Source organism: Streptomyces sp. PKU-EA00015, from assembly GCF_013387495.1.
Classification (GTDB): domain Bacteria; phylum Actinomycetota; class Actinomycetes; order Streptomycetales; family Streptomycetaceae; genus Streptomyces.
The window spans coordinates 83517-101398 of record NZ_JABZEE010000046.1; the positions used below are offsets into that span (position 1 = coordinate 83517).

Consider the following 17882-nt stretch of genomic DNA (forward strand, 5'->3'; position numbering starts at 1 on the left):
GATGCGCGTGCTGAGCGCACCACCGAGCACGGGACGGGCCGGTACCGCGCCGGACGGTGACCCGCGGCGGTCACGGGCCCGCGGACGCGGCGGCGACCGGGGGCAGGTGGCGGTCGAGTTCCTGGGCATGCTGCCGCTCATCGCGGCCGTCTGCGTCCTGCTGTGGCAGTCGGCCCTGCTGGGCTACACGTACATCCGCGCGGGCAACGCGGCCGACGAGGGCGCGCGGCAGGGAGCGGCCGACGCCTACGGGCAGTCGTCGGACCAGCGGTGCCGGTCGGCGGCCAGGGAGGACCTGGGCAGCTGGAGCGGGGACATCGCCTGCGGCCCGGCGTCCGGAGGGATGTACGCGGCCGATGTGACGCTCAAGGTCCCCGTCCTCTTCCCCGGCTTCGTCGACTTCCCCTTCGCGGTGGAGGGACACGCCAGTGCGGTGGACGAGGGGGCGGCGCCGTGACGGGGAGGAAGAGAAGCGACCGCGGGCAGGTGGCCCTGGAGTTCGCGGGATTCATGCCGTTGCTGCTGATCCTCGCGCTCGCAGCCGTCCAACTCGGCGTCGCCGCCTACGCCACCTCCCAGGCTGGCACGGCCGCCCGGGCCGCCGCACGCGCCGAGAGCGACGACAACTGGCGGACGGACGGCGGCCACGCGGGCCGCAGCGCCGTCAGCGACTGGCTGTCCGACGGTCCGGGGGACTTCGACTACAGCGCACGGCCGGGAGGCAGCGAGGTGACCGCCACCGTCCGGGTCAGGATCCCCTCCGTCGTGCCCGGAATCGACGACTGGGGCCACGCCGAGCGCAGCTCCACCATGCCCAAGGACTGAGACCGCCGTACGCCAAGGAGTAGCACATGAGCCTGCGGGCACGCATCACGGCCCCCGAGGACCGAGGGGGCGGGCGGGACGACGGCCATCTGGTGGCCACGTACCGGGCCAAGCTGCTCGAGGAGATCGACCTCGCGGAGATGTCGGCGCTGGCCGCGGCCGAGCGCCGGGCGCGGCTGGAGCGCGTGCTCGGGCACATCATCAGCCGTGAGGGGCCGGTCCTCTCCGCGTCCGAGCGCTCCCAGCTCATCCGCCGGGTCGTGGACGAGGCGCTCGGCCTCGGCGTACTGGAACCGCTTCTGGAGGACGCGTCCATCACCGAGATCATGGTGAACGGGCCGGACCAGATCTTCGTCGAGCGCGGCGGCCGCGTCGAGATGCTGCCGCTGCGCTTCGCCTCCAACGAGCAGCTCGTGCAGACGATCGAGCGCATCGTGTCGACGGTCAACCGCCGGGTCGACGAGTCCAACCCGATGGTGGACGCCCGCCTGCCCTCCGGCGAGCGTGTCAACGTCATCATCCCGCCGCTGTCCCTGTCCGGTCCCACACTCACCATCCGGCGCTTCCCCCGCGCCTTCACGCTCTCGGAGATGATCGGCTTCGGCTCGCTCGACGAGCACATGCTCCATCTGCTCTCCGCCCTCGTCCAGGCCAGGCTGAACATCATCGTCTCGGGAGCGACCGGCACCGGTAAGACGACCCTGCTCAACGCGCTGTCCGGACTCATCCCGGAGGGCGAACGGGTCATCACGATCGAGGACTCCGCGGAACTCCAGCTCCAGCAGCAGCACGTGATCCGCCTGGAGTCCCGCCCGGCGAACGTCGAGGGCAAGGGCCGGATCACCATCCGCGACCTGGTGCGCAACTCCTTGCGCATGCGTCCCGACCGCATCGTCGTCGGTGAGGTCCGCGGCGGCGAGACCCTCGACATGCTCCAGGCGATGTCGACCGGTCACGACGGATCGCTCGCCACCGTCCACGCCAACAGCGGCGAGGACGCGCTGATGCGCCTGCAGACGCTGGCCTCCATGTCCGAGGTGAAGATCCCTTTCGAGGCGCTGCGCGACCAGATCAACAGCGCCGTCGACTGCATCGTGCAGCTCACCCGGCACGCCGACGGCGCGCGCAAGATCAGCGAGATCGCGGTCCTCGACTCCCGGGGCCAGGAGCCGTACCGGCTGGCCACCGTCGCCCGCTTCGACGCGCGGCCTATGGGCGCGGACGGACGCGTCCACGGAACGTACGAGCACTTCCCCCTGCCACGGCGCCTCGCCGACCGGCTCTTCATGGCGAGCCAGCCCGTCCCGCAGGCCTTCGGCGTCGCCGCGCACGAGGACCAGCTCGCCGTCCGAGAGGCCAAGTAGGGAGCGCGCATGACCACTACCGCACTGCTCACGATCGGCGGCACGCTCTTGTTCTGCGTGCTCGCGGTGATGGGCGTCCATGCCTGGTCCGCGGGCCGCTCGCAGCACCACGCGCTGCTCGACCGGCTCTCCCACACCGGCCGCACCGAGGAGACCGGCGGCCGCCGCCGGCGCTTCAGGGCCGTCGACCGCAGACTGCGGGGGACCGGCCTCGGCAGGAAGATCGAGCTGCGCCTCGCCGCGACCGGCCTCGACCTCACGCCCGGCGAGTTCTTCGTCTACATGGTCGCGGTGACCGCCGGCCTCTGGATCACGGCGCAGACACTCTTCGCGTCCTTCTTCGGGCCCATCGCGGGACTGCTCGGCATCTGGGGCGCGTTCGCGTTCCTCAACTGGCAGCGCACCAAACGCATCGAGAAGTTCATCAACCAGCTGCCCGAGCTCTCCCGCATCCTCGCCAACGCCACCCAGGCCGGTCTCGCCCTGCGCACCGCCCTGTCCATGGCCGCCGAGGAGCTGGAGGCGCCGGCCGGCGAGGAACTGGGCCGGGTCGCCGACAAGCTGGCCGTCGGCCACTCCGTCGACGACGCCCTGGGCGAACTCGCCGAACGCCTCCCCTCCCGCGAACTCGTCGTGCTCGTCACCACCCTGGTCCTCTCGAACCGGGCCGGCGGCACCCTGGTCGGCTCCCTGCGCAACCTCACCGAGACGCTGGAGGAACGCAAGGAGACCCGGCGAGAGGTCCGCACCCAGCTGTCCCAGGTCAACATGACCGCCTACGCGGTCCCCGCCATGGGACTCGGCGCGCTGCTGCTGCTCGACCGCGTGATGCCCGGCGCGATCGACCGCATGACCAGCTCGTTCATCGGCCAGGCCGCCGTCGTCGTCGCCCTCGTGCTCTACGCCCTCGGCGTCTTCGTCATCCGCCGGCTGTCCAAGATCGACATCTGAGGAGGAGCGCACCGCGATGATCGCACTCGGCCTGGCCCTCGCCGTGGCGCTCTGCGTCGTCGGAGCCTTCCACGGCATCCGCATGTACCGCGCCGACGCCAAGCTCCCCGGCGATCTCGCCGTCGCCCTGGAGGTCGGCGCCACCCGCACCACCGCGGTCGGCTCCGCCGTCGACCGCCTCGGCATGCGCTACGCGCCCGCGGTGCTGCGGATGATGGGCCCCGCGCGGGTCAACAAGGTCCGCCGCAGGATCGACCTCGCCGGAAACCCCGGCGGCCTCACCATCGACCGGTACGCGGCCCGCCGCGCCGTCTACGGATTCCTCGGTCTCCTCGGGGCCTTCTCCATGATCCTGCGCGGCCAGCCCTTCCTCGCCCTCTTCATGGTCGCGTTCGGGCTGTTCTGGGTGGAGGTCGGCATCTTCGCCGCCGTCCGGCAGCGCAAGGAGCAGATCGAGCGCACTCTGCCGGACTTCCTCGACGTCCTCGCCGTCGTGGTCAGCGCCGGCCTCGGCTTCCGCGAGGCACTGGAACGCGTCGCCGACAAGTACGAGGGCCCCTGGGCCGACGAACTGCGCATCACCCTGCGCCAGATGGACATGGGCGTCGGCCGCCGCAAAGCCTTCGACGAGCTCCGCCGGCGCAACGAGTCGGAGCAGGTCGCCCAGTTCGTCACCGCCCTCCAGCAGGGCGAGGAGCTGGGCGCGCCGATCACCGAGACCCTGATCCAGATCGCCAACGACATGCGCCGCACCGACGCCCAGAACGCCCGCCGCAGGGCGTCCAAGGCGGTCCCGAAGGCCACGCTGACCATCACGTCGATCATGGTCCCGGCGACCATGATCCTCCTCGTCGCGGCCTTCGTCTTCGGCGCCAACGCCGACTTCAGCTCGGTCGGCGGCTGACACCGTGACGCCGTCGCCGCCAGAGGGGGGACCGCAGTGGCCCTGCACATCGGGAGGATAACGGGAGGCCTCGGACCGGCCTCCCTGGCCCGCGCCACGGCCGATCCCGACCAGACGCCGACCCTGGCCATCCAGGTCAACGCCCTGCAGGCGCTGTGCCGCCAGGTCTTCGGCTTCCGGCTGGCGATGATCGGCCTGGCCACCCCGCTGGCACTCGGCGCGGCCAACCCGGGTGTGCCCACCTACCTCGTGGCCTCCGGCGTGCTCGTCACCTTCATGTTCTCCTACGGGCTCTTCCGGGACTGGGAGCGCTGGGGACCGCTGCTGCTCAGGCACCCCGCGCTGCTCGCCCTCGACGCGCTCTTCGGCGCCCTCCTGCTCATCACGGCCGGACCCGACAGCACCCTCGGGTACGTCACGATCTGCACGCCCCTGCTCGCCGGGCTCGCCTACGGGTGGCGCGGCGCGGCCTTCTTCGCCTGCCTCCAGGCCCTGATCCTGTTCGCCGTGTACGGCGCCGACTCCGACACCGTCGCCACCGCGGGGAACTCCCTGCTGCTGCCGGGCTTCTGCGTCGTCACCGGCGCCATAGGGGTCACCCTGCGGAATCTGCTGCTGCGCTTCGGCGCCGCGAGCCAGGCCCTCACCGAGGCCCGGGCCCGGCTCGCCGTCACCGAGGCGGTCGGCGGCGAACGGGCCCGGCTGGCCCGCGAGATGCACGACTCCGTCGCCAAGACCCTGCACGGTCTGGCACTCGCCGCCGACGGCCTCGCCTCCACGGCCGACCGCATGGACCCGCTCACCGTCAAGCGCCAGGCCGAACTGGTCGCCCGCTCCGCCCGCCGCGCCGCGGCCGAGTCCCGTGAACTGCTCAGCGACCTGCGCCGCAGCGACGACCTCCGCTCGGACGGGGTCGACGTCACCGAGGAACTGCACGCCACAGTGGACGACTTCGGCCGGCGCACCGGCATCGGCGCGGAGTTCCGCAGGCTCGGCGGCCCGCCCGTACCGCCGGTCCCACGCGCGGTCGCCCGGCAGATGCTCACGATCGCCGGCGAGGCGCTGGAGAACAGCGGCCGCCACGCGCACGCCACCAGGGTGCGGGCCGAGACGGGCATCGTCGACGGCATGCTGCGCATCAGCGTCCTCGACAACGGCAGCGGGCTGCCCGCGGGTACGACGCTCGACTCCCTGCGCAAGGCCGGTCACTTCGGCCTCGTCGGGATGGTCGAACGCGCGGCGGGCATCGGCGCACGCATCCGTATCGGACGCGGCAGGACGGCCGCGGGCACCGAGGTCCGCCTCGACCTCCCGCTGGCGGCCATCCTGCCCGCGCAGCCCGACATCCACCGCTCCCCACAAAGCACCAACTCCTGAGAGGAGGCCGCACGATGCCGGACGAGAGCTCACGCACTTCGAGTCAGCAGTTCACCACGCCCCATGCCTCGCAGCACACGTCGTCCCACGCCACTCCGCTCCACTCGGCCCCGCCGTTCCCCCCATCTCCCTCCTCACCCCTGCGGGTGGTCATCGCGGACGACAACCCGGTCGTCAGAGCCGGGCTGACGGTCCTGCTCGGCGGGCGCGACGACATCCGGGTGGTCGCCGAGGCCGCCGACGGCAGGCAGGCGGTCGAGGCGGCGCACCGGCACCGGCCCGACGTCATCCTGCTCGACGTCCGCATGCCCGGCGTCGACGGCATCTCGGCCCTGCCCTATCTGGTGCAGGCGGCGCCGGTGATGATGCTGACGTACAGCCGGGAGAACGAGATCGTGCAGGAGGCGCTGCGACTGGGGGCGGGCGGCTACCTCGTGCACGGCGAGTTCACCGCGGACCAGCTCGTCGCCGCCGTACGGGACGTGAGGGAGGGCCGCGCCCACTTCACGGCGACCGCGGCGAACGCGCTCCTGGCCGAGTTCCGCGGCGGCCGTGCGCCCGGCCCTCAGGGCGGGCAGCCGCTGCCGGACGGACTCGGCACGGCGTACGCACCACCGGCCCCGCCCACGGGTGGCCGTCCGGCCGTGCCGCCGCATCCCGCCGCTCCGATTGTCTCGACTTCCTGGAATCCGAGCGAAGATGCTTCGCATCTGCAATCGAATGTGGGACAGTCGTCCGTGGGGCACGGGGGTGACGCCGGGCTTGCCGCCGGTGTGCCACAACCTGCCCGCGACAAAGACCAGTTCGGCCTGAGTGCGAGGGAGGTGGAGGTGATGGACCTGATCGCGTCCGGCATGAGCAATCAACAGATCGCCGCCACCTGCTTCATCAGTGAGAAGACCGTCAAGAACCACATCAATCGCATCTTCGCGAAGCTTCACAGTGTCAGCAGGAGCGAGGCGATCGCCGTGTGGATCGGCACGGCACGCAGCGATGGCGGCCCGGGGAGGGGCCGTGGCTGAACCTCGCAGGACCCAGCCCGCGGATTGGGCCCCGGATTGGGCCCTGGGACCCTCTTCGGCGACCGCATGCCGGCCGTACGTTTCCGGCGTCGCAACAGAGACGTACGAGTCGGCCGGCCACCGGTCGGCCGAACCCGAAGGGGGACGACATGTCGAACGACACTCTGCTGAAGGCCGCGGTCGGCACGCAGATCCGCGTCAACGGCTGGAAGAACACCGTCGTCAGCCGCATGACCGACCGCGAGCGCTCCAAGGGCCAGACCGCGCTGGAGTACCTGGGCATCATCATGGTGGTCGTCGTGATCATCGGCGCGATCGTGGGCACGGGCATCGGCGGCAAGATCACCACCAAGATCAACGAGCAGATCGACAAGATCAAGGCCGGCTGAGCCGCTTGCCGAACCGCAGCACGAGGGATCAAGGGCAGGCATTCCCCATCTACGTGGTGATGGTGGGGGGCCTGCTCTTCCTCGCGTTCGCTTTCTTCGCAGTTGGGCAGGCGTCGGCCACTCGGAACACCGCACAGGGCGCGGCGGACGCCGCGGCGCTCGCGGCGGCACAGGACGCTCGTGACAAGCTCGCGGGCCGGTGGCTCGACTCCCTCAGGGATCCGACCAAGTGGCAGGACATCTTCGACGGCAAGGTGGAGATCGCTCCGTCGTGCGGAGCGGCCGCACGCTTTGCCGAGAAGAACGGCGCGGTGCTTGACGGGGAAGGGTGCTACCGGACGTTCGAGCCGTGGCCGACCTTCATCGCCTACGTCAAGACGCAGAAGCCGGTCGGTACGTCGATCATCCCGGGAACAGAGAGCAAGCACGCCACGGCCGACGCCAAGGCCGCGGTCAAGCCTCTGTGCACCTTCGACCCTCCCGACGACGCCGAGATCCTTCCCACGCTCACCTGCAAGACCAAGAGCTGGGACCTCGAGGACGACCCGACGGACCTGCCCGACGCGAAGGACCTCTTCGACGTGCAGTTGGTCGACTGACAAGCGAACGACGAGAGAAGGAACTCCACTCATGAGCATTCGGCGCATCCTGAAGGCCCGCAGGGGGGCGGCAGCGGTGGTGATCACCGCCACCCTGGCCCTCACAGTGGCCGGCTGCGGCGGGGATTCGGACAAGAAGCCGGAGAAGGAGAAGACCGCGTCGGCGAAGCCCGGCTCGGAGAACAACGACTCCGGAGAGGTCGTACCGGACACCGGTACGACTCTTGCGACCGTGAAGGGCCCCAAGGACATCGATCTCGTCATCAATTCCGTCAAGCGGGAATCAGGCGGCTTCGTCACCGTCAACGGTCAGATGAAGAACAACGGCGCCGAGGCCTTCTACGACATGTCGCCGTGGCGCGGTACGGAGCAGGAGGTCCTCGCCGGAGGCATCTCGGTGGCGGGTGCGACGCTCGTCGACAAGGCGGGCAAGAAGCGTTACTACATTCTCCGCGACACCGACGGCCGTTGCCTGTGCACCTCCGGTCTCGACAAGATCGACCCGGGGAAGTCCATCCCGGTCTTCTTCCAGTTCCCGGCACCTCCGGCGTCGACCACCGAGATCGATTTCCAGCTGCCGACGTTCCCGACCGTCTCGGTCGAGATCTCCGGGTGAGTGCCGCCATGACCCACACCCCCATGCGCCGGCCGTCCACCCGCTTCGTGCTCACGGCGTTCACCGCCGCGGCCCTCCTCGTCGGCTCCCACGTCCTGTCCGCGACCGAGGCGCGGGCCGACGACAAGCCGAGCGTGCCGCCGGGCACCGAGGCGTCCGCCTCGCCGCCCGTCGAGGTGGACGCGGACAACCCGGGTCTCAAGATGGTCGACGGCGCCACCCTCGCCCCGGCCAAGGTGCTGGACATCAAGTCCGTCATCGAGTCCGAGGGCGGTGAGGAGCGCCGGGAGGACACAAACTCGGACGTGAAGTACGCCCTCCAGGCCGAAGTCCTTTTCGGCAAGGACAGCGCGAAGCTCAGCCCGGCGGCGAACGGCCGGATCCGGGCCATCGCCGACGAGATCAAGAAGGAGAACGCGAAGCAGGTCCGCATCTTCGGATTCACCGACGACCTCGGTTCCTCCGCCCACGGCGACGTCCTGTCGAAGCAGCGGGCGGACGCCGTGCACTCGGTCCTGTCCAAGGCGCTCAGCGACGCGGGGATCACCTACGAGGTCCGCGGCTACGGCGAGCAGTTCCCGATCGCGGACAACTCCAACGAGGAGGGCCGCAAGAAGAACCGCCGCGTGGAGGTCTCCTACCCACGCGGTGGCTCCCAGGGCTGACGCCACGCAGGCCGGGCCGCGCGCCACGACGCGGCCCGGCCTGCGCGCGCCGACGGCCGCAGGAGGTGGCCCACCAACTGCGAGCCCGCGCCCGTCAGGTGCCACTCACCTGAACGCCGCCGCGTTGCGCGTCGCCCACTCCGCGAACGTGCCGGGCGCGCGGCCGAGGACGCGTGCGACGTCCGGGCTCACCCGCTGTTCCTCGGGCGACGGATCGCCCAGGATGCCGAGCGTCGCCTCCACGACCGGCTCGGGCATGAACCGCAGCATCTGCGTCCGTGCCTCCGTACGGCTCTGCTCGGCGAACCGCACCTCTTCGCCCAGCGCGTCTCCGATCGCCGCCGCCTGCTGCCGAGGCGAGACCGGCTCCGGCCCTGTGAGCACGTACGTGCTGCCGCCGTGCCCCGGTTTGCGCAGTGCGGCCTCGGCGACCGCGGCGATGTCGTCCGGGTCGATGGTTGGCAGGGCGACGTCACCGAACGGCGCGGTCACCGTCCGCCGCGTGCGGACGGCCTCCGCCCACTGGAAGGCGTTGGAGTCGAATCCGCCCGGTCGCAGCACCGTCCACTCCAGTCCCGATCCCTTGACGCCGTCCTCGAACTCGGGGGAGTGGCGGCCCGTTCCGACTCCCTGGGAGGACAGGAAGACGACCCGGCGGACGCCACCGGCCCGCGCCGCGTCGAGGATGGCTCCCGCATCGGCGCCGGCCGCCGGCATGTCGCCCGAGTACAGGAGGAAAAGCGCGTCGGCCCCGTCGAAGGCCGGTTTCAGGCTCTCCGGATCGGCGAGGTCGGCCCGCCGGTGCCGTACACCCGCCGGCACGTCCGGAGGCGCGGACAACCCGCGCGAGAGCGCCGTCACCTGTTCGCCGGCCTCGGCGAGTGCGCGCACGAGCGGCCGACCGACGTTGCCCGTAGCCCCAGTTACCACAATCACGTATCGCTCCCGGTTGTCGCGTTTCTCCGTGGACTCGAGGAAGCTATCGGGGCGGGGATAGTAGGTACCTAGAGGAAAGTAATGGGGAGAGGGGCTTGTTGTGACCGACAGCACAATGCACGCGGTGCCTCCCGGCGCCGACCCGGAACAGGCCTGCCCCATCGCCCCGGTGGTCGACATCGTCTTCAGCCGCTGGACCACGCCGATCCTGTGGGCGCTCCACACCTACGGTCGGCACCGCTTCGTCGAGCTGGAACGCCGCATCGTCACCATCACGCCCAAGGTGCTGACCCAGCGGCTGCGGCAACTCGAGCGCGACGGGCTGGTCGTGCGCACGTACCACCCCGAGGTGCCCCCGCGCGTGGAGTACGAGATCAGCAAGCTGGGCCGCAGTCTGGCCCCGCTGTTCGCCACCCTCGCCGAGTGGGCGGCCCTCCACCTGGACGACGTCGAAAAGGCGCGGGCGGAGCACGACGCACGGGAGCCGGCCCCCGGCCGCCGGAGCTGACCCGGCGCAACGCCCCGACCCCACAGGCCGGTTGAGCCCTGCGTTGGGCCCCTGGGCCCATGACGGGCGCTCCGGCCGCCCCTAGCTTGGCAGCCATGTCTGTACTGGGGGATGTGCGCCGACACGGCCGCCGGTGGCTGCGGGGGATCACCCCCCGGACCGATGCGCGGCTGCTCGGTCTGCGCAGGCGTCGTCGGCACGACCGGGGCCAGACGCCGTTGGAGTACGTCGGTCTGGGCCTCGTGGTCGTGGCCATCATCGGCTCACTCGTGGCCACCGGGATCGGCGCCGAGCTGACGCAGAAGATCAACGCGCAGGTCTGCCGGGTCACGGGCGGCGGGGACTGCGGCGACGGCGGCCGGCAGAACGAGGCACAGGACGGCAGGCCGGCGCAGGACGGCCCGGCCGACGTGCCGGCCGACGACTCCTCCGTGCCCAGAACCCCGGAACAGATCGTCTACGAGAAGGCCCTCAAGGAGCTCCAGGACGCCCAGGCCGCCGAGAAGGCCGACCAGGACAAGGCGGTGCAGGCCGCCAAGGAGCTGGCCAAGATCCTCGCCGACGAACTCGGCATCACCGACGCCCTCGACTGCGTCACCGAGGGCGACATGGGGGCGTGCACCGAGACACTGATCAATGTGCTGCTCAGCCTCGTCGGCGGCGCGGTCGGCAAGCTCGCCGCCAAGTACGGAGCGCCGTGGAAGTGGAAGAAGGCGTACGAGCTCATCCAGCGGCTCAGGAAACACGGCGGCGACCTCTACGACGGCCTGACCGGTCTCCTCAAGAACCGCAAGCGCGTCAAGGACGCGGAGAAGGCGCTCGAGGACGCCAGGAAGAAGTACGACCCGAACCAGAAGAAACCGGACGAGGACAAACCGAACGACAGACCGACGACCTGCCCCGTCCGGCACAGCTTCCCGGCCGGCACGCCCGTCCTGCTTGCCGACGGACGCCGGGTGCCGATCGAGACCGTGCGCACCGGGATGCGCGTGGCGGCCGCGGACCCCGGTACGGGGCAGAGCGGCGGCCGGCGCGTCACCCGGATGTTCACGACGTACGACGACAAGGAGTTCACCCGGCTCACCGTGCGGACGGCGTCCGGCACCGCCGTCGTCACCGCCACCGACACGCACCCGTTCTGGCTCGCCGGTGAGCGTCGCTGGGAGGACGCCGGCGACATCCGGCCCGGCGCCCGCCTCCGCACCGGGACAGGCGGCAGCCTCACCGTGCTGGCGGCCCGGCACTACGTGCAGCGGCAGACGACGTACGACCTCGCCGTGGCCGGTGTGCACACGTACTTCGTCGGAGTGGGCCCCGCCAGTGCCCTCGTGCACAACAACGACTGCGACATGTCCGCCGAGGAGGTCGACGCGGCGAGGAACCCGGACGTCGGCGAGGGGGACCCGAAGAAGTTCAAGGACCACTTCCTGCGGCACAAGAAGCTCGTCGAGGACGCCCTGGGCACCAAGTACAAGAAGCTCAAGGACGACGGCCCGCGCTTCCGCGACGACATCGCGAACGCGATCAAGGACGGCACGTTCGAACTCGTGGGCAAGGGCACGTTGAAGAAGGGCGAGCCGGAAGCGCTGATCTATCGTGGCAAGGGCGTGACGATCGTCCTGCGGGAGAACGGTGACTTCTGGACCGCCCTCACGACCGGCGAGGGCCTGGACACCGGGATCCAGATCACCAAGAAGGTGCCGAAGAAGAAGGGCTGACCTCATGAGCAGCATGGCACGCGAGGTCGCTGGGATGCTCACGGGACGCCGTGTGCGCGACGTCCTCGTTCCGGGCTGGATCGACCGGGACGACTCCGTGCCCGAGTTCCGGCCGCAGCCGCTCATCGTGTGGCTGCGGCTCGACGAGGGCCTGGTGCGGCTCGCGTCCGAGGGCCAGTACGACCACCTGACCGCCCGGCGGGTCACGGCTGCCGACTGGTCCGACGTGGAACTGCTGGCGGAGGCGGAGGACGAGGTCGTGCTGGCGTCGTACGGCGAGCAGTTGTTCGGCGACGGCAGGGACGAGTGGAGCTGCACGGCGGTGCGGGCGTACGTGTCCGGTGCCGGACACGCGGGCGGCACGCGAACGCCGGTCATCCGGGGCCTCGCGCTCGACTTCGCCGGCGGTCGCAGCCTGTTCCTGGACCCGGCGTGGACCTTCGGCATCCGTATGGGGAACAGGGCGGACGAGGCGGACTGGGTGGCGAAGCACGGTGGCGACACGGTGCTGGAGTCCCTGCGTCCTGCGGTGCCCGCACACGGGTAGAGCGCGCGGCGTGAGTCCGAGGCATGGGCCCGTGGGCCCATGTGCCGTGACGGTTCGGGTTGTTAGCGTGCCACGCACATCGGCGAGCGGGGTGGGAGCGCAATGAACACGGGGATCCGGACCAGGACGGCACGGCGCGTCGCGACGGCCGCGCTGGCCGTCGCGCTCACGGCCGGGACGGCCACCGCCTGCGAGGACGAGGCGAAGGCCGGTGGCGACGGGAAGGCCGCCGACGCGTCCGTGTCGCCGTCCGGCACCGCCGGGAAGGACACCGCACCGGCTCCGTCCGACTCCGCCGTGCCGCCCGCCGCCGAGCCCCCGAGCAGTGGCAGGACCCTCACCGAGGCCGAGTTGGCCAAGGCCGTGCTGGCCACCGGCGAGGTCCCCGGTTACGAGGTCACGCCCCTGCAGGGCGGAGAGGAGCCCGGCAAGGAGAAGGCGGACGAGCCGGCCTGCGCCCCGCTGGCCGCCGTGATCAACGGAACGCCGGAACCCGCCGCCGCGGCGACCGTGTACCGCACCGCCGTCGACTCCGCGGAGGAGGGCGAGGAGACGCAGACCGTCGTCACGCTGATCCTCACCTCGCACGCGAACGGCGGCGCCCGGCAGGTCATCGCCTCGCTGCGCACCGCCGCGGACGCCTGCGCGGGGGGCTTCACCACGCGCGGCGCGGACTCGGTCTCCACCTACTCCGCGGTGCGGACGCTGCCCGCAGCGCGGACCGGTGACGAATCCTTCGCCTACCAGGTGACGGGCGCGGTCATGGGCGCGAAGGTGCCGCTCGTCTTCCATGTCGTACGCCGGGGCGCGAGCGTCGTCACCTTCTACACGGCGAACTTCGTCGACGCGAGGACGCCCGAGGTCCCGGCCGAGCTGATCCGCGCACAGACGGCGAAGCTGCCCTAGACACCGGCCGGCCGTATGCCAAGCCGTACACCCGGCCGCACCCCCCACCGCGCCATCGCCCCGGCCTCCGCCTCCAGGGCGTGCCGGGAACGCAAGCGGATCCGGCCGAGGCGTCCCGGCTTCATCGTCACCACGTCCAGCACCCTCAACTCCCTGTCCAGGTACGCCACGTCGATCGTGAAGCGCATCCGGAAGGTGTGGACGCCGGCGCACGGGGTCAGCATGAGCGCGCCGTCGATCCCGTCCCGGCCGAGCAGCCCGCGGGTGCGTGCCCGGTACGAGGCGGCGATCCGCACCCCGACCGGGGTGTCCCGGCCGGGGACCGTCAGCTCCGCTGTTCCGTCCTGCCATGTACGCATGGCCCAGACCGTAGCGCCGGGCGGCGGCGTGCGGACCCGATCCGTACCGCAATGGGCCCCGGCCCGCGAACCTGGGCCCCTGGGCCCATGACCGCGGACCGGGCCGGGCCTAGGGTCGGCACCGTGGACGTGACGCTGATCGCCGTAGCCGCCGTGTGGGGGGCCGTAGCCGGGACGCTCCTGCCACGCGCCGCGTACCGTCTGTCGGTCGAACCGGAGGACGACTGGCGCGCCGCCTGCCCCGCCGGACATCCGATCACCGGACCGCTGCGCGGCTGGGTGGGGGCGGCCCGGTGCGCGAGCTGCGCCGCGGGGGCGCCTGCGGTGGTGGCGGCGGGGGTGCGGGACGGGGCGCTCGCACCGGCCGACGCGTCCGCCGAGGACCGTCCGCCCGTCCCGTACCGCCCGTCCGTCCTCGTCCCCGCCGTCACGGCGCTGGTCTGCCTGACGCTCGCGGCGTCGACGGGGCCGCGCCCCGAGCTGGCGGTCTGGCTGCTCGCCACCCCGGCCGCCGTCCTGCTCGCGCTCGTCGACCGCCGTGTGCACCGGCTGCCCGACCAGCTCACCCTTCCGCTCGCCGCCGCATCGGCGGCCCTGCTCGGCCTCGCCGAACTGCTGCCGCACGACGGGGGGTCCTGGCCGACCGCCCTGCTGGGCGGCCTCGCGCTCGGCGCGGTCTACTTCCTGCTCTTCCTCATCAACCCGAACGGCATGGGCTTCGGCGACGTGAAGCTCGCGCTCTCGCTCGGCGTGGTGCTCGGCTGGTACGGCTGGGTGGTGCTGTTCCTGGGGGCCTTCGCCGGCTTCCTGCTCGGCTCCCTGTACGGCCTGACCCTGATGCTCCTTCGCCGCGCGGGCCGCAGGACGGCGATCCCCTTCGGCCCCTTCATGATCGTCGGTGCGCTCCTGGCGGTGCTGCTGGGGGCTCTGGGGGCTTGATCGCCGGACATCGCGGCAACGGGCCGACAGAATCGGAGTCATGGACTCCTCACCGACGAAGCCGGTCAACCTCACCGAAGCCCTCGCGTCCTTCGACGACGTCTACAGTCCGCGCATCGTGGCGCGTATGAACGACTACGACGTGCGCATCGCCCATGCGGAGGGCGAGCACGTGTGGCACGTGCACGAGGACACCGACGAGTTCTTCCTCGTACTGGACGGACGCTTCGACATCGCCCTGCGCGCCGCCGACGGCAGCGAGTCCGTCGTGGAGCTGCACAAGGGCGACGTCTACGTCGTGCCGAAGGGCACCGAGCACAAGCCGTCGTCGCCGGGCGGGTCCATCCTCATGTTCGAACCGTCCGGTACGAAGTCGACCGGTGACCGGCACGAGGGCGAGATCCCCGACCACGTGGACAGCACGACCGGGCACGCCCTCGGCTGAGCAGTTGCACGTGCGCCTGCCGCCGGGTCACGTCGCTCGTCGTCGTACGGCCGCCCCCGGGCGTATACAGGTCAGAACCTGTCCGCTCCCACCGTCGCTGTCGGAGCCGTTGCCTAGGGTGGATCCGGCCCGGCGTACCGGCGGATCGGCGGCGCGCCGACGCCCGACCGGCAACCTTCAGCGAGGAGTGGGCATGGCCAAGGGCAGGACCTCCTACCACTGCGGCATCGATGCCGCAGTGGACGTTGTCGGCGGCAAGTGGAAGCCGCACATCCTGTGGGCTCTGAACGACGGCACGCGCCGCTTCGGCGAGCTGAAGCGGCAGGTGGAAGGCGTCAGCGAGAAGGTGCTGATCCAGCAGCTGCGCGAGCTGGAGGCGGACGGCATCGTGCACCGCGAGGTCTACGGGGAGGTCCCCCCGCGCGTGGAGTACTCGCTGACCGAGCTGGGCAAGGCGCTCAACACCGCGCTGGAGCCGCTCGGCGCCTGGGGATCGACGTTCATGAGCGAGATCGTTGCCAACAAGCAACGCACCTCGGTCACTTGACGTCACGTCACGTGTTCGTCAATGCGGCGCCCGCCGTCCCGGGTCACCCGTCGGGAGTAGCGGACCGGGCTGTGGCGGGCCCCTGACCCCCGGCTTTGCGCCTCCGCTCGGCCGGCACCTCCGCCGGCAGGGGATTCGGTGCCCGGTTGCGGCATGGCGTGGCACGCGGCACCACTTACGAAGGGTTATGGTGGAAACCCCCCCTCGGGCCGGTCCGTATCCCCCCACGGACCGGCCCGTTTTTTCATGCTCGCCGATGTCCGGCCGCCGACGCCGCCGGTCCGGCACCTCCGGAGGCTGCGGGTCTAGCTCCGGGCGGCCCAGATGTTCGTTCCTGCCGTGTCCACGGCGAAGGCGTCGATGTCCCTCAGCTCCTCGTCGGTCAGGGGCGGCCCCGCCAGAGCGGCCACGTTCTCCTCCAGCTGCCGCACGCTGGACGCACCGATCAGCGCCGACGTCATCCGCGAGTCGCGCAGCACCCAGGCGAGCGCCAGCTGGGCGAGCGACTGGCCGCGCTTGGCCGCGATGTCGTTCAGACCGTTCAGCCGGCGCACCACGTCGCCGGACAGGAGGCCGGGGTCGAGCGACTTGCCCTGGGTGGCGCGCGAACCCTCCGGGATGCCCTTCAGGTACTTGTCGGTGAGCAGCCCCTGGGCGAGCGGCACGAAGGAGATGCAGCCCATGCCGGCGCTCTCCAGCGTGTCGAGCAGTGTGTCGTCCTCGATCCAGCGGTTGATCATCGAGTACGAGGGCTGGTGGATGAGGGCGGGGACGCCCATCTCCTTCAGCAGCCCGGCCGCCTCCGCGGTCTGCTCGGCGGTGTACGAGGACACGCCCACGTACAGCGCCTTGCCCTGCTGCACCGCCGAGGCCAGGGCGCCCATCGTCTCCTCGAGCGGGGTGTCCTTGTCGAAGCGGTGCGAGTAGAAGATGTCGACGTAGTCGAGACCCATCCGCTTCAGGGACGCGTCCAGCGACGACAGCAGGTACTTGCGCGAACCCCACTCGCCGTACGGCCCGGGGTGCATCAGATAACCGGCCTTGGTCGAAACGACCAGTTCATCCCGGTAAGGGGCGAAATCCTGGGCGAAGATCTTGCCGAAATTCAGCTCTGCGGAACCGGGCGGCGGGCCGTAGTTGTTGGCCAGGTCGAAGTGCGTCACACCCAGGTCGAAGGCGCGGCGCAGAATCGCCCGCTGCGAGTCGAGCGCGCGGTCGTCGCCGAAGTTGTGCCACAGGCCGAGGGAGATCGCCGGGAGCCTGAGCCCGGAACGGCCGGTGCGCCGGTACTCCATGGACGCGTAACGGTCGTCGGCGGCGCGGTAGAAACTTGAATCAGTCACGCATCCCTCCTTATCACGGACTTGTGACATACCGGGTTGGGCCGTATTGGCCCGTCCGCAGTAGTGTGGCGCCTTCGGGGACTGCCGCATGGAGGGGTGTAAGAACAGTGAACCTGCGCGACCTGGTGTACGGGCTCTACGCACGCCGGGTGGAGGGCCGCCTCGACCACGCCCAGGTGCCCAAGCACATCGGCGTGATCCTCGACGGCAACCGCCGCTGGGCCAAGGCGTCCGGAGGCACGGCAGCACAGGGGCACCAGGCGGGCGCCGACAAGATCTCCGAACTGCTCGGCTGGTGTGCCGAGACCGACGTCGAAGTCGTCACCCTCTGGCTGCTGTCCACCGACAACTTCGACCGCCCCGAGGAAGAGCTCACCCCGCTCCTGCGCATCATCGAGAACACGGTGCGCAACCTGGCCGCCGACGGCCGCTGGCGCGTGCACCACGTCGGCACGCTGGACCTGCTGCCGGCCCATACGCAGTCCGTACTGAAGGAGGCCGAGCAGGCGACGCTCGGCAACGAGGGAATACTCGTCAACGTCGCCGTCGGCTACGGCGGCCGGCAGGAGATCGCCGACGCGGTCCGTTCGCTGTTGCTGGAGCACGCGGAGAAGGGGACGAGCTTCGAGGAGCTCGCCGAGATCGTGGACGTCGAGCACATCTCGGAACACCTGTACACGCGCGGGCAGCCGGACCCGGACCTGGTGATCCGCACGAGCGGGGAGCAGCGGCTCTCGGGCTTCATGCTCTGGCAGAGCGCGCACTCGGAGTACTACTTCTGCGAGGTCTTCTGGCCGGCGTTCCGGAAGGTCGACTTCCTGCGCGCGCTCCGCGACTACGCGGCTCGCCACCGCCGCTACGGCGCCTGACCTTCCGGGGCGCTGCCGCCCCAGGTCCCGCACGCCCGGCCCCGCACGCCCGG

Annotated in this window: 22 protein-coding genes; 19 read left to right on the forward strand and 3 right to left on the reverse strand. The window is 70.9% G+C overall.

Features of this window, described 5'->3' with window-relative positions:
• Position 1 precedes the first annotated feature (1 nt).
• The 11 genes from HW130_RS26150 (at position 2) to HW130_RS26200 (ending at position 8712) form a co-directional block, all read left to right on the forward strand.
• Positions 2-457 carry a TadE family protein gene (locus HW130_RS26150; RefSeq protein ID WP_177152166.1) on the forward strand — a complete coding sequence of 152 codons (456 nt, stop codon included), beginning with the start codon at positions 2-4 and terminating at the stop codon, positions 455-457.
• A complete protein-coding gene (locus tag HW130_RS26155) occupies positions 454-825 on the forward strand; it encodes a TadE/TadG family type IV pilus assembly protein (RefSeq protein WP_309140577.1) in 372 nt (123 codons plus the stop codon). The genes HW130_RS26150 and HW130_RS26155 overlap by 4 nt, the downstream gene beginning before the upstream one ends.
• A 26-nt stretch (positions 826-851) precedes the next feature.
• Positions 852-2189, forward strand: coding sequence for a CpaF family protein (locus HW130_RS26160; protein ID WP_177152167.1), 1338 nt, complete (start codon positions 852-854; stop codon positions 2187-2189).
• Between the two features lie 9 nt (positions 2190-2198).
• Entirely contained in the window at positions 2199-3140 is a 942-nt protein-coding gene (locus HW130_RS26165; protein WP_177152168.1) for a type II secretion system F family protein, read from the forward strand.
• A gap of 16 nt (positions 3141-3156) precedes the next feature.
• Complete coding sequence (locus HW130_RS26170) at positions 3157-4044, forward strand: DUF5936 domain-containing protein (RefSeq protein ID WP_218183984.1); 888 nt, start codon at positions 3157-3159, stop codon at positions 4042-4044.
• 36 nt (positions 4045-4080) lie between these two features.
• Positions 4081-5421 (forward strand): sensor histidine kinase, encoded by a 1341-nt coding sequence (locus HW130_RS26175; protein ID WP_375256589.1) that lies wholly within the window; start codon positions 4081-4083, stop codon positions 5419-5421.
• A gap of 14 nt (positions 5422-5435) precedes the next feature.
• On the forward strand, positions 5436-6443 hold the full coding sequence (locus HW130_RS26180; protein WP_177152169.1) for a response regulator transcription factor: 1008 nt from the start codon (positions 5436-5438) through the stop codon (positions 6441-6443).
• Between the two features lie 149 nt (positions 6444-6592).
• Positions 6593-6832 (forward strand): hypothetical protein, encoded by a 240-nt coding sequence (locus HW130_RS26185; RefSeq protein ID WP_177152170.1) that lies wholly within the window; start codon positions 6593-6595, stop codon positions 6830-6832.
• Between the two features lie 5 nt (positions 6833-6837).
• A complete protein-coding gene (locus HW130_RS26190; protein ID WP_177152171.1) occupies positions 6838-7431 on the forward strand; it encodes a pilus assembly protein TadG-related protein in 594 nt (197 codons plus the stop codon).
• Positions 7432-7462: 31 nt separating this feature from the next.
• Entirely contained in the window at positions 7463-8047 is a 585-nt protein-coding gene (locus HW130_RS26195; RefSeq protein WP_177152172.1) for a hypothetical protein, read from the forward strand.
• Between the two features lie 8 nt (positions 8048-8055).
• The gene (locus HW130_RS26200) at positions 8056-8712 is read left to right on the forward strand and encodes an OmpA family protein (protein WP_177152173.1); all 657 of its coding nucleotides are present in this window, start codon (positions 8056-8058) and stop codon (positions 8710-8712) included.
• 105 nt (positions 8713-8817) lie between these two features.
• On the opposite strand, the gene HW130_RS26205 is transcribed toward HW130_RS26200, so the two are convergent.
• On the reverse strand, positions 8818-9648 hold the full coding sequence (locus tag HW130_RS26205) for an SDR family oxidoreductase (RefSeq protein ID WP_177152174.1): 831 nt from the start codon (positions 9646-9648) through the stop codon (positions 8818-8820).
• A 115-nt stretch (positions 9649-9763) separates the two neighbouring features.
• Here HW130_RS26205 and HW130_RS26210 point away from each other — a divergent pair, with 115 nt between their 5' ends.
• The 4 genes from HW130_RS26210 (at position 9764) to HW130_RS26225 (ending at position 13327) form a co-directional block, all read left to right on the forward strand.
• Entirely contained in the window at positions 9764-10156 is a 393-nt protein-coding gene (locus tag HW130_RS26210) for a helix-turn-helix domain-containing protein (RefSeq protein ID WP_177152191.1), read from the forward strand.
• A 95-nt stretch (positions 10157-10251) separates the two neighbouring features.
• The gene (locus HW130_RS26215; protein WP_177152175.1) at positions 10252-11874 is read left to right on the forward strand and encodes a Hint domain-containing protein; all 1623 of its coding nucleotides are present in this window, start codon (positions 10252-10254) and stop codon (positions 11872-11874) included.
• Positions 11875-11878: 4 nt separating this feature from the next.
• Positions 11879-12421 (forward strand): hypothetical protein, encoded by a 543-nt coding sequence (locus tag HW130_RS26220; protein WP_177152176.1) that lies wholly within the window; start codon positions 11879-11881, stop codon positions 12419-12421.
• Positions 12422-12523: 102 nt separating this feature from the next.
• Entirely contained in the window at positions 12524-13327 is an 804-nt protein-coding gene (locus tag HW130_RS26225; RefSeq protein WP_177152177.1) for a hypothetical protein, read from the forward strand.
• On the opposite strand, the gene HW130_RS26230 is transcribed toward HW130_RS26225, so the two are convergent.
• The gene (locus tag HW130_RS26230) at positions 13324-13686 is read right to left on the reverse strand and encodes a DUF192 domain-containing protein (RefSeq protein WP_177152178.1); all 363 of its coding nucleotides are present in this window, start codon (positions 13684-13686) and stop codon (positions 13324-13326) included. The two genes, HW130_RS26225 and HW130_RS26230, sit on opposite strands and share 4 nt — an antisense overlap.
• A 123-nt stretch (positions 13687-13809) precedes the next feature.
• Here HW130_RS26230 and HW130_RS26235 point away from each other — a divergent pair, with 123 nt between their 5' ends.
• The 3 genes from HW130_RS26235 (at position 13810) to HW130_RS26245 (ending at position 15617) form a co-directional block, all read left to right on the forward strand.
• The gene (locus tag HW130_RS26235) at positions 13810-14625 is read left to right on the forward strand and encodes an A24 family peptidase (RefSeq protein WP_177152179.1); all 816 of its coding nucleotides are present in this window, start codon (positions 13810-13812) and stop codon (positions 14623-14625) included.
• 40 nt (positions 14626-14665) lie between these two features.
• Positions 14666-15070 carry a cupin domain-containing protein gene (locus HW130_RS26240; RefSeq protein WP_177152180.1) on the forward strand — a complete coding sequence of 135 codons (405 nt, stop codon included), beginning with the start codon at positions 14666-14668 and terminating at the stop codon, positions 15068-15070.
• 193 nt (positions 15071-15263) lie between these two features.
• On the forward strand, positions 15264-15617 hold the full coding sequence (locus HW130_RS26245; RefSeq protein WP_177152181.1) for a helix-turn-helix domain-containing protein: 354 nt from the start codon (positions 15264-15266) through the stop codon (positions 15615-15617).
• Between the two features lie 305 nt (positions 15618-15922).
• Here HW130_RS26245 and mgrA read toward each other — a convergent pair whose 3' ends face one another.
• On the reverse strand, positions 15923-16960 hold the full coding sequence (mgrA, locus tag HW130_RS26250) for an L-glyceraldehyde 3-phosphate reductase (protein ID WP_309140578.1): 1038 nt from the start codon (positions 16958-16960) through the stop codon (positions 15923-15925).
• A gap of 107 nt (positions 16961-17067) precedes the next feature.
• Between mgrA and HW130_RS26255 the strand changes: the two genes are divergently transcribed.
• A complete protein-coding gene (locus HW130_RS26255; RefSeq protein WP_177152183.1) occupies positions 17068-17829 on the forward strand; it encodes an isoprenyl transferase in 762 nt (253 codons plus the stop codon).
• Positions 17830-17882: the final 53 nt, after the last annotated feature.

Excerpts from the sequence above, each read along its gene's own strand:
- HW130_RS26150 (WP_177152166.1), top strand. The coding sequence starts at position 2 with ATGCGCGTGCTGAGCGCACCACCGAGCACGGGACGGGCCGGTACCGCG.
- HW130_RS26160 (WP_177152167.1), top strand. The coding sequence starts at position 852 with ATGAGCCTGCGGGCACGCATCACGGCCCCCGAGGACCGAGGGGGCGGG.
- HW130_RS26165 (WP_177152168.1), top strand. The coding sequence starts at position 2,199 with ATGACCACTACCGCACTGCTCACGATCGGCGGCACGCTCTTGTTCTGC.
- HW130_RS26170 (WP_218183984.1), top strand. The coding sequence starts at position 3,157 with ATGATCGCACTCGGCCTGGCCCTCGCCGTGGCGCTCTGCGTCGTCGGA.
- HW130_RS26180 (WP_177152169.1), top strand. The coding sequence starts at position 5,436 with ATGCCGGACGAGAGCTCACGCACTTCGAGTCAGCAGTTCACCACGCCC.
- HW130_RS26185 (WP_177152170.1), top strand. The coding sequence starts at position 6,593 with ATGTCGAACGACACTCTGCTGAAGGCCGCGGTCGGCACGCAGATCCGC.
- HW130_RS26195 (WP_177152172.1), top strand. The coding sequence starts at position 7,463 with ATGAGCATTCGGCGCATCCTGAAGGCCCGCAGGGGGGCGGCAGCGGTG.
- HW130_RS26200 (WP_177152173.1), top strand. The coding sequence starts at position 8,056 with ATGACCCACACCCCCATGCGCCGGCCGTCCACCCGCTTCGTGCTCACG.
- HW130_RS26210 (WP_177152191.1), top strand. The coding sequence starts at position 9,764 with ATGCACGCGGTGCCTCCCGGCGCCGACCCGGAACAGGCCTGCCCCATC.
- HW130_RS26215 (WP_177152175.1), top strand. The coding sequence starts at position 10,252 with ATGTCTGTACTGGGGGATGTGCGCCGACACGGCCGCCGGTGGCTGCGG.
- HW130_RS26220 (WP_177152176.1), top strand. The coding sequence starts at position 11,879 with ATGAGCAGCATGGCACGCGAGGTCGCTGGGATGCTCACGGGACGCCGT.
- HW130_RS26225 (WP_177152177.1), top strand. The coding sequence starts at position 12,524 with ATGAACACGGGGATCCGGACCAGGACGGCACGGCGCGTCGCGACGGCC.
- HW130_RS26230 (WP_177152178.1), bottom strand. The coding sequence starts at position 13,686 with ATGCGTACATGGCAGGACGGAACAGCGGAGCTGACGGTCCCCGGCCGG.
- HW130_RS26240 (WP_177152180.1), top strand. The coding sequence starts at position 14,666 with ATGGACTCCTCACCGACGAAGCCGGTCAACCTCACCGAAGCCCTCGCG.
- HW130_RS26245 (WP_177152181.1), top strand. The coding sequence starts at position 15,264 with ATGGCCAAGGGCAGGACCTCCTACCACTGCGGCATCGATGCCGCAGTG.